At 55.6% G+C, this 8,937-nt stretch carries 9 protein-coding genes and 2 pseudogenes; 4 read left to right on the forward strand and 7 right to left on the reverse strand.

Annotation, left to right across the window (positions count from 1 at the left end; all coding sequences use genetic code 11):
- A partial coding sequence (aac(6')-Ib, locus tag PSF42_RS20040) for an AAC(6')-Ib family aminoglycoside 6'-N-acetyltransferase (RefSeq protein ID WP_272680537.1) occupies positions 1-536 on the forward strand: 536 nt, incomplete at its 5' end.
- Between the two features lie 140 nt (positions 537-676).
- On the opposite strand, the gene PSF42_RS20045 is transcribed toward aac(6')-Ib, so the two are convergent.
- Positions 677-1,363 carry an IS6 family transposase gene (locus PSF42_RS20045; RefSeq protein ID WP_272680538.1) on the reverse strand — a complete coding sequence of 229 codons (687 nt, stop codon included), beginning with the start codon at positions 1,361-1,363 and terminating at the stop codon, positions 677-679.
- 270 nt (positions 1,364-1,633) lie between these two features.
- On the opposite strand from PSF42_RS20045, the gene floR reads away from it, so the two are divergent.
- The 3 genes and pseudogenes from floR to PSF42_RS20060 form a co-directional block, all read left to right on the forward strand.
- Positions 1,634-2,848 (forward strand): chloramphenicol/florfenicol efflux MFS transporter FloR, encoded by a 1,215-nt coding sequence (gene floR / locus PSF42_RS20050; RefSeq protein WP_000214122.1) that lies wholly within the window; start codon positions 1,634-1,636, stop codon positions 2,846-2,848.
- 27 nt (positions 2,849-2,875) lie between these two features.
- Positions 2,876-3,181, forward strand: coding sequence for a LysR family transcriptional regulator (locus PSF42_RS20055; protein WP_001255015.1), 306 nt, complete (start codon positions 2,876-2,878; stop codon positions 3,179-3,181).
- Between the two features lie 111 nt (positions 3,182-3,292).
- Positions 3,293-3,697 (forward strand): annotated as a pseudogene (locus PSF42_RS20060) (IS91 family transposase); the annotation flags it as partial.
- Between the two features lie 106 nt (positions 3,698-3,803).
- On the opposite strand, the gene PSF42_RS20065 reads toward PSF42_RS20060, so the two are convergent.
- The 6 genes and pseudogenes from PSF42_RS20065 to PSF42_RS20090 form a co-directional block, all read right to left on the reverse strand.
- The gene (locus PSF42_RS20065) at positions 3,804-4,640 is read right to left on the reverse strand and encodes an aminoglycoside O-phosphotransferase APH(6)-Id (protein WP_000480968.1); all 837 of its coding nucleotides are present in this window, start codon (positions 4,638-4,640) and stop codon (positions 3,804-3,806) included.
- Positions 4,640-5,443: an aminoglycoside O-phosphotransferase APH(3'')-Ib gene (gene aph(3'')-Ib, locus PSF42_RS20070; protein ID WP_272680539.1), complete on the reverse strand. Its 804-nt coding sequence runs from the start codon at positions 5,441-5,443 to the stop codon at positions 4,640-4,642. The genes PSF42_RS20065 and aph(3'')-Ib overlap by 1 nt, the downstream gene beginning before the upstream one ends.
- Complete coding sequence (sul2, locus tag PSF42_RS20075) at positions 5,430-6,281, reverse strand: sulfonamide-resistant dihydropteroate synthase Sul2 (RefSeq protein ID WP_011270145.1); 852 nt, start codon at positions 6,279-6,281, stop codon at positions 5,430-5,432. The genes aph(3'')-Ib and sul2 overlap by 14 nt, the downstream gene beginning before the upstream one ends.
- An 869-nt stretch (positions 6,282-7,150) precedes the next feature.
- Positions 7,151-7,998, reverse strand: a pseudogene (repC, locus tag PSF42_RS20080) (replication protein C, IncQ-type).
- A complete protein-coding gene (locus PSF42_RS20085) occupies positions 7,985-8,224 on the reverse strand; it encodes a hypothetical protein (RefSeq protein ID WP_432652643.1) in 240 nt (79 codons plus the stop codon). The pseudogene repC and the gene PSF42_RS20085 overlap by 14 nt, the downstream one beginning before the upstream one ends.
- A gap of 115 nt (positions 8,225-8,339) precedes the next feature.
- Positions 8,340-8,651, reverse strand: coding sequence for a hypothetical protein (locus PSF42_RS20090; RefSeq protein ID WP_258091364.1), 312 nt, complete (start codon positions 8,649-8,651; stop codon positions 8,340-8,342).
- Positions 8,652-8,937 lie beyond the last annotated feature (286 nt).

Below are 8,937 nucleotides of genomic sequence, written 5' to 3' on the forward strand. Positions count from 1 at the left end.
CCGTCACACTGCGCCTCATGACTGAGCATGACCTTGCGATGCTCTATGAGTGGCTAAATCGATCTCATATCGTCGAGTGGTGGGGCGGAGAAGAAGCACGCCCGACACTTGCTGACGTACAGGAACAGTACTTGCCAAGCGTTTTAGCGCAAGAGTCCGTCACTCCATACATTGCAATGCTGAATGGAGAGCCGATTGGGTATGCCCAGTCGTACGTTGCTCTTGGAAGCGGGGACGGATGGTGGGAAGAAGAAACCGATCCAGGAGTACGCGGAATAGACCAGTCACTGGCGAATGCATCACAACTGGGCAAAGGCTTGGGAACCAAGCTGGTTCGAGCTCTGGTTGAGTTGCTGTTCAATGATCCCGAGGTCACCAAGATCCAAACGGACCCGTCGCCGAGCAACTTGCGAGCGATCCGATGCTACGAGAAAGCGGGGTTTGAGAGGCAAGGTACCGTAACCACCCCAGATGGTCCAGCCGTGTACATGGTTCAAACACGCCAGGCATTCGAGCGAACACGCAGTGATGCCTAACCCTTCCATCGAGGGGGACGTCCAAGGGCTGGCGCCCTTGGCCGCCCCTCATGTCAAACGTTGGGCGAACCCGGAGCCTCATTAATTGGGTTCTGTCGCATTAAGAAATTCAAAACCAGTTTTTCAACTGGGATTATCCATTAGCCAACCAAAGAGTAAAAGGTTGCCACAGGATCCAAATAGAATCCTTCCGTGTGTATCTGTTTTTTATGAACCTTATGTAATGTTTCAATGCCTGCAATTAATATTTGTGCGGTTTTATAGGTTTTGAACCCTAACATAGGCCGGCATCGCTTCTTAATAAACCGATGATCTTGTTCAATAATATTGTTTTTATACTTGCATTGCCTGATTTTAAAATTAAAACCATGTGGGCTGATAAAATCCATTAAAGCAGCCTGATTAGCACCGCTTTTATCGATATTAGCGGTACTTATGCATAAATTCTTTTCCATGGCCTTACTGAAGAATCGTTTAGCGGATCTTTTATCTCGACGCTTACTCAACATAAAATCGATTGTATGACCACTAGCATTCACAGCTCGATAGAGATAATGCCACTTTCCTTTGATTTTGATGTAAGTTTCATCGATATACCAACTCCCACCATATAGAGTCCGTCTTTTATGAGCATTTTTGGTGAGCAGCGGTGATAATCTCAAAATCCAACGATGAATCGTAGAATGATCCACAATAATGCCTCGTTCCAACATCATTTCTTCAAAATTTCTCAAGCTGAGAGAATAAGAAAGATACCAGCGTAAACATAACAAGATGATTTCAGTTGGATAATGTAAACGCTTAAATGATTCTTGAACTATTCCCATCAGCAATCCTTGTTAAGTCAATGTATTCACTGATAATATCAATTGTGATTTCTTAATGCGACAGAACCCATTGCGAAGCAAAAGATAATCGGATAAAATGTAGCAATTCATATTCGTAAGCGTGGAGTAATCAGATGGGAAATTCCAAGTCAGCAGACAAGTAAGCCGCAACAACCAGTATTGTTGTTGCGGCGCTCTGTAAGGCTAGTCTCATCTGATTGCTGACGAGCAGACGTCGCCCGGTATTCCTTAATCGAGGGTTGATTCGTCATGACCACCACACGCCCCGCGTGGGCCTATACGCTGCCGGCAGCACTGCTGCTGATGGCTCCTTTCGACATCCTCGCTTCACTGGCGATGGATATTTATCTCCCTGTCGTTCCAGCGATGCCCGGCATCCTGAACACGACGCCCGCTATGATCCAACTCACGTTGAGCCTCTATATGGTGATGCTCGGCGTGGGCCAGGTGATTTTTGGTCCGCTCTCAGACAGAATCGGGCGACGGCCAATTCTACTTGCGGGCGCAACGGCTTTCGTCATTGCGTCTCTGGGAGCAGCTTGGTCTTCAACTGCACCGGCCTTTGTCGCTTTCCGTCTACTTCAAGCAGTGGGCGCGTCGGCCATGCTGGTGGCGACGTTCGCGACGGTTCGCGACGTTTATGCCAACCGTCCTGAGGGTGTCGTCATCTACGGCCTTTTCAGTTCGATGCTGGCGTTCGTGCCTGCGCTCGGCCCTATCGCCGGAGTATTGATCGGCGAGTTCTTGGGATGGCAGGCGATATTCATTACTTTGGCTATACTGGCGATGCTCGCACTCCTAAATGCGGGTTTCAGGTGGCACGAAACCCGCCCTCTGGATCAAGTCAAGACGCGCCGATCTGTCTTGCCGATCTTCGCGAGTCCGGCTTTTTGGGTTTACACTGTCGGCTTTAGCGCCGGTATGGGCACCTACTTCGTCTTCTTCTCGACGGCTCCCCGTGTGCTCATAGGCCAAGCGGAATATTCCGAGATCGGATTCAGCTTTGCCTTCGCCACTGTCGCGCTTGTAATGATCGTGACAACCCGTTTCGCGAAGTCCTTTGTCGCCAGATGGGGCATCGCAGGATGCGTGGCGCGTGGGATGGCGTTGCTTGTTTGCGGAGCGGTCCTGTTGGGGATCGGCGAACTTTACGGCTCGCCGTCATTCCTCACCTTCATCCTACCGATGTGGGTTGTCGCGGTCGGTATTGTCTTCACGGTGTCCGTTACCGCGAACGGCGCTTTGGCAGAGTTCGACGACATCGCGGGATCAGCGGTCGCGTTCTACTTCTGCGTTCAAAGCCTGATAGTCAGCATTGTCGGGACATTGGCGGTGGCACTTTTAAACGGTGACACAGCGTGGCCCGTGATCTGTTACGCCACGGCGATGGCGGTACTGGTTTCGTTGGGGCTGGTGCTCCTTCGGCTCCGTGGGGCTGCCACCGAGAAGTCGCCAGTCGTCTAACCGACGACTGGTAGCAGGCCCGCTCCGATGCGGCGCACTAACCATCGAAACCTCGTGAATGTCGGTATCCTGTCTGGCAGGATACCGCTCATTTCCCTTGTTCAGTTCATCGCCGTCGCCGAGCATCTGAATTTTCGGCATGCGGCCAAGGCACTTGGTATCAGCCAGTCGAGCGTCAGCGCGCGTGTGAAAGCGCTGGAGGATAACCTTGGTGTCCTGCTATTTGAGCGCCATGCGCGGGGCGTTCGGCTAACAGACGCAGGCAGGCACTTCATGGAGCGTGTCACGGCGGGTGTCGATCAACTCGATCACGCAGTGAAGACCGCGGAGTGACGGGCACTGGCTGGCAATGTCTAGCAACGGCAGGCATTTCGGCTGAGGGTAAAAGAACTTTCCGCTAAGCGATAGACTGTATGTAAACACAGTATTGCAAGGACGCGGAACATGCCTCATGTGGCGGCCAGGACGGCCAGCCGGGATCGGGATACTGGTCGTTACCAGAGCCACCGACCCGAGCAAACCCTTCTCTATCAGATCGTTGACGAGTATTACCCGGCATTCGCTGCGCTTATGGCAGAGCAGGGAAAGGAATTGCCGGGCTATGTGCAACGGGAATTTGAAGAATTTCTCCAATGCGGGCGGCTGGAGCATGGCTTTCTACGGGTTCGCTGCGAGTCTTGCCACGCCGAGCACCTGGTCGCTTTCAGCTGTAAGCGTCGCGGTTTCTGCCCGAGCTGTGGGGCGCGGCGGATGGCCGAAAGTGCCGCCTTGCTGGTTGATGAAGTACTGCCTGAACAACCCATGCGTCAGTGGGTGTTGAGCTTCCCGTTTCAGCTGCGTTTCCTGTTTGGGGTCGTTTGCGGGAAGGGGCGGAATCCTACGCTAAGGCTTTGGCCAGCGATATTCTCCGGTGAGATTGATATGTTCCCAGGGGATAGGAGAAGTCGCTTGATATCTAGTATGACGTCTGTCGCACCTGCTTGATCGCGGCCGCGATAGCTAGATCGCGTTGCTCCTCTTCTCCATCCGCGTTCCAAGCTGCGGAAAGGCACCCATAAGCGTACGCCTGGTCGAGCAGGCGACGCGGATCGACGTCCAGCGCACGAGAGAATGCGTCCGCCATCTGTGCAATGCGTCTAGGATCGAGACAAAGGTCGTCTCTGTCAGCCGGATCGTAGAACATATTGGCGGCGCCAAAGCCCACTTCACCGACCAGACCGACGGGATCTATCACCAGCCAGCCGCGACTGGAGAACATGATGTTTTCATGATGCAGATCGCCATGTAGCCCACGCAGTTCCGAGGCATTGCTCATCATTTGATCGGCTATAATCGCCGCGTGGACGTAGTCAGTTTGACAACCTGCGTTTTGATCATCGCGCGCCCGCTGAAACAAAGCTGCAAAGCGATCCCGGATCGGGAGAAGGGCAGAAGGCAGGGGTTCCTCAGATGCGGCATACAGCTTCGCCATCAGTTCCGCTGCAATTTCGGTCGCCTGGTAGTCGCCGTGCTCGGCAACGATGTGAGAGAGCATTCGCTCCCCGGCATATTCGAGCAACATCAGATTGTTCTCACGACCGAGCAACCGGACTGCTCCCCTCCCATTGCGCCATACCAGATAGTCGGCCCCGCGCAGTTCATCAGCAATGTCTTCTATAGGTTTCAATCCCTTGACGATTGCAGGAGTCCCGTCTGGCAATGAAACTTTCCAAACGAGGCTGGAAAAGGTGTCCGCAATGAGAACAGGTTGCGAAACGTGCCAATGAGCAGGAAAAACAGGCGGCATGAACATCAACCCCAAGTCAGAGGGTCCAATCGCAGATAGAAGGCAAGGCGTTCGCGGTCGGGGGCTTCGATCCCCAATACATTGAATAGGACAGCGAAGGCGCGCTCTGCTTCATCTGGCGCTGCCCAGTTCTCTTCGGCGTTAGCAATCATGAGTGCCAAATCGGCATAGCGATCTGCTGTTCCGAGCCGCCCAAGGTCGATCAGACCCGTGCATTGAAGAGTTTTAGGGTCCACCATGAAGTTCGGCATGCAGGGATCACCATGGCAAACAACCATATCGGTGCGCTCTTGGTCGAGCCGCACCGGTAGCTCTCGTTCGACACGAGCCAAAAGATCGAGCTGCGGCATACTCTTGTCCTCGTCCGGTAAGAAGTCGGGATTGACGGCATTGCGGGACACCACATCAACGGCGCGTCCGAACATTCGCGACAGCCTGCGCTCAAACGGACATTGATCAACCGATAGGCTGTGAACAGCGCCAAGTTGCTGCACCATTGACGGCCACGCTTTGAGCAAATCCGCTCCAGACAGATCAGCCGCCGGTACTCCCGGAATTGCCGTTATCACCAAGCATGCACCCTCCTGTTCCTCCTGCCAGTTGATCACCTCGGGGCAAGCCACACCTCGACCTTTGAGCCAAATGAGGCGGTCACGCTCTCCAGCGAGCTCACCGCGGCGGGAAGCAGGTGCGATTTTCGCGAAGGCATGCCCGTCACCACGTCGAAAAACAAAATCACCGGATTCTCCGCCTCTGACAGGCAACCAGTCAGAATGCGATTCACCAAAAAAAATATTAGTTCGATTCAATGGAGGTTCCTTCAGTTTTCTGATAACGAATTCTTGCGGTTTCTTTCAGCGCCGCCAATACCGCCAGCCCGTCGCGCAAGGGGCGCGGCTCGTGTGTGCGGATGAAGTCAGCTCCACCTGCGGCGGCGGCAAGCTCTGCAGCGAGTGTCGCGGCCCCGACATCCCCCGGACCACGGCCTGTGAGCGCGCGCAGAAAGGATTTGCGCGAAACAGACAGAAGCACCGGCAAATCGAAGCGCAGCCGCAATTCATCGAACCGCGCCAGCACCGAGAGCGAGGTTTCGGGAGCAGCCCCCAGAAAAAACCCCATGCCGGGATCAAGGACAAGGCGGTTGCGTTTGATACCGGCACCCGTCAGCGCCGCGATGCGCGCGTCAAAGAACGCCGCAATGTGATCCATGATGTCGCCAGCGGGTGCCTCGCGCCGATCTGCCTGCCCGTCTTGCACCGAATGCATAACGACGAGTTTGGCAGATGATTTCGCCAATTGCGGATAGAACGCAGCGTCTGGAAAACCGCGAATATCATTGAGATAGGCCACACCACGCGACAAGGCATAGGCTTGCGTCGCGGGTTGATAACTGTCGAGCGAGACGGGAATGCCATCTGCCTTGAGCGCGTCCAGCACCGGCGCGATACGCGCGATTTCTGTGTCGGACGAAACAGGCGCGGCGTCGGGATTGCTGGATGCCGGACCGAGGTCGATCACATCTGCCCCCTCGGCCATCAGCTTACGCGCCTGCGCAATGGCTGCGTCTGGCGCCAGATACCGGCCTCCATCGGAGAAACTGTCCGAGGTTATGTTGACGATGCCGAAAATGATGAGCGATTTATTCATGGGGGCTTCTATAATAATAATAATCGAGCATGAGTCTCATACGGATGCTCGGGTGGAAAGGGAATCCCCAGGCGAGTAACCTGTTTGCGGTGATCCATTAGCTGCAGGAGCAGAATAGCATACATCTGGAAGCAAAGCCAGGAAAGCGGCCTATGGAGCTGTGCGGCAGCGCTCAGTAGGCAATTTTTCAAAATATTGTTAAGCCTTTTCTGAGCATGGTATTTTTCATGATATTACCAATTAGCAGGAAAATAAGCCATTAAATATAAAAGATAAAAATGTCTTGTTTACAATAGAGTGGGATACAGACACGCTTGATATGTTTGGAGATCAGCCATGACAGATCCACTCAAAGCCCTTTTCGGCAAGCCTGATTACTCCCATATCGTAAGGGACACCACGGCCACTATCAGCATCACAGCCGCTGAAATGGCCGCTAAATGGCCCCTGCGGGGCTACACACGCGCCCCCACCCTCCGGGTAGGGGGAAAGGCCGCTAAAGCGGCTAAAAGCGCTCCAGCGGATTACTGCGGGTTTGGTGTGGGGTTTAGCGGGCTTTGCCCGCCTTTCCCCCTGCCGCGCAGCGGTGGGGGCGGGTGTGTAGCCTAGCGCAGCGGATAGATCAGTTATCCGGCCTCTGGCCGGGCATATTGGGCAAGGGCAGCAGCGCCCCACAAGGGCGCTGATAACCGCGCCTAGTGGATTATTCTTGGATAATCATGGATGGATTTTTCCAACATCCCGCTAGCCCCCGCCCCTGCTGGGTTTGCAGGTTTGGGGGCGTGACAGTTATCGGGGGGGTTCGTGACAGTTATCGGGGGGGGGGCGTGACAGTTATCGGGGGGGGGCGTGACAGTTAAACAGGGGGGTCAGCCTGCCGCCTTGGGCCGGGTAATGTCGTACTTGCCCGCGGCGTACTCGACCACCGACCAACCCAGCGCCTCCAGCTCTGGCAGTGCCTCCCGCACCCGCTGGCGACGCTTGCGCATGGCTGAGGAGCTTGCTTCTGACGGCCAGACATAGCTGCACAAGGTGTCTATGGACGCCTTGCCGGTCTTGCCGGGGTCGATCCAGCCACACAGGCGCTGATGCAGCAGGCGGGCCGCTTCGCTGTCCAGCGCTCGCACCTCGTCCATGCTAATGCGCACATGCAGGCCGCCACCCATGACGGCCTGAGCAATTAAGGGGTTCAGGGCCACGTACAGGTGCCCGTCTGCCTCGTCGCTGGCGTACTCGGCAAGCAGCCGGAAGCCCTGCCGCTTGCGGCCATTCTGGGCGATGATGGAGACCGTCCATAGGCGCTCGATGCACTCCCTGATCGGCCTCGAATCCTCAATGTCCGCATAGCCGACCTCGCGGGCCAGCGCCCGATAGCTGCCCTTAACCACCATGGCATCAGCGGTGACGGCCTCCCACTTGGGTTCCAGGAACAGCCGTAGCTGCTGCCCGCCGGGGGTCTTGGGTTCCGGGCCAAGCACTAGGCCATTAGGCCCGGCCATGGCGACCAACCCTTGCAAAATGCGCAGATCATCGGCCCCCAGCGGCTCCGGCCCCTTGAACTCGATCCGCTTGCCGTCGCGCCGTAGTCATACGTCACGTCCAGCTTGCTGCGCTTGCGCTCGCCCCGCTTGAGGGCGCGGAACAGGCCGGGGGCCAGACAGTGCGCCGGGTCGTGCCGGACGTGGCTGAGGCTGTGCTTGTTCTTAGGCTTCACCACGGCGCACCCCCTTGCTCTTGCGCTGCTTCTCCAGCACGGCGGGCTTGAGCACCCCGCCATCGTGCCGCCTGAACCAGCGGTCTTTGAACGGTGCCCCATAGTTGGCCTTGCTCACGCCGTAGCGCACGAAATAGGGCCGCTGTGAGTCATCCACACCCCATTCCTCGGCCTCGGCGGCCGTCATGCCGGACAGGTAGGACTGCCAGCAGATGTTATCCACCAGCACGGATGATCCCCGGCCAGCCTGTGCGCTCCTACGCGGCCAGTTTTTGCCAGGTACAAAAAAAGCCAGACCCACCGGCCTGGCTTCTCTCTTGGCGTTAAATTTTAGCGGCTAAAAACTAAACATTTGTTTGCATCCGCTTAACGGCTGTCACGAAGTCCAGGCGTAGCAGGTGCATGGCTAAATCAACTGCACCGCCGCCGCCCTTCTCTGCCCTGGTGTCGTACCACTTGCAGCCAGTAGCCAGCAACTCAACTACACCACCACCCAGGGCCACATTAACCCGGACAGTATTTTTATCTTTGACCGGTACATAATCCGGGTCACGCTTCCAATACAGGCCCATTGCATCGAGCGCGGCAGTGACTGACATTTCCCGCAACTGCTGCAACAACTCTGGCGAGAATGATTTTCTTGATGCTTTTCTCATAAAAGCCTACCTGTGATTTCTCTGTTAGTAATACGGACGGACTTTGAACACTCGCAAAACTCCGTGCCTTTGGCACTGCGCGGGGCATGGATAACTTGCAAGCAAGTTACCCACCCCCCTTGCGGCTACTCGCATTTATTCAATGCAGGGCTACTCAAAAGCTGGGCCTACGGCCCGGGCGTGGGCTTCGCCATTAGTAATACGCACGGACTTGGCACCTTCCGCCAAATAGCGTTTTACCGACCGCAAACCGACACCCATTTTTTCGGCTATTTGCTTTTGGGGG

Source organism: Providencia sp. PROV032, from assembly GCF_028484875.1.
Lineage (GTDB): Bacteria > Pseudomonadota > Gammaproteobacteria > Enterobacterales > Enterobacteriaceae > Providencia > Providencia rettgeri_E.

Bases quoted from the DNA above. Each gene is read 5' to 3' on its own strand.
- PSF42_RS20045 (WP_272680538.1), bottom strand. From the start codon at position 1,363: ATGGGAATAGTTCAAGAATCATTTAAGCGTTTACATTATCCAACTGAA.
- PSF42_RS20055 (WP_001255015.1), top strand. From the start codon at position 2,876: ATGCGGCGCACTAACCATCGAAACCTCGTGAATGTCGGTATCCTGTCT.
- PSF42_RS20065 (WP_000480968.1), bottom strand. From the start codon at position 4,640: ATGTTCATGCCGCCTGTTTTTCCTGCTCATTGGCACGTTTCGCAACCT.
- floR (WP_000214122.1), top strand. From the start codon at position 1,634: ATGACCACCACACGCCCCGCGTGGGCCTATACGCTGCCGGCAGCACTG.
- sul2 (WP_011270145.1), bottom strand. From the start codon at position 6,281: ATGAATAAATCGCTCATCATTTTCGGCATCGTCAACATAACCTCGGAC.
- PSF42_RS20090 (WP_258091364.1), bottom strand. From the start codon at position 8,651: ATGAGAAAAGCATCAAGAAAATCATTCTCGCCAGAGTTGTTGCAGCAG.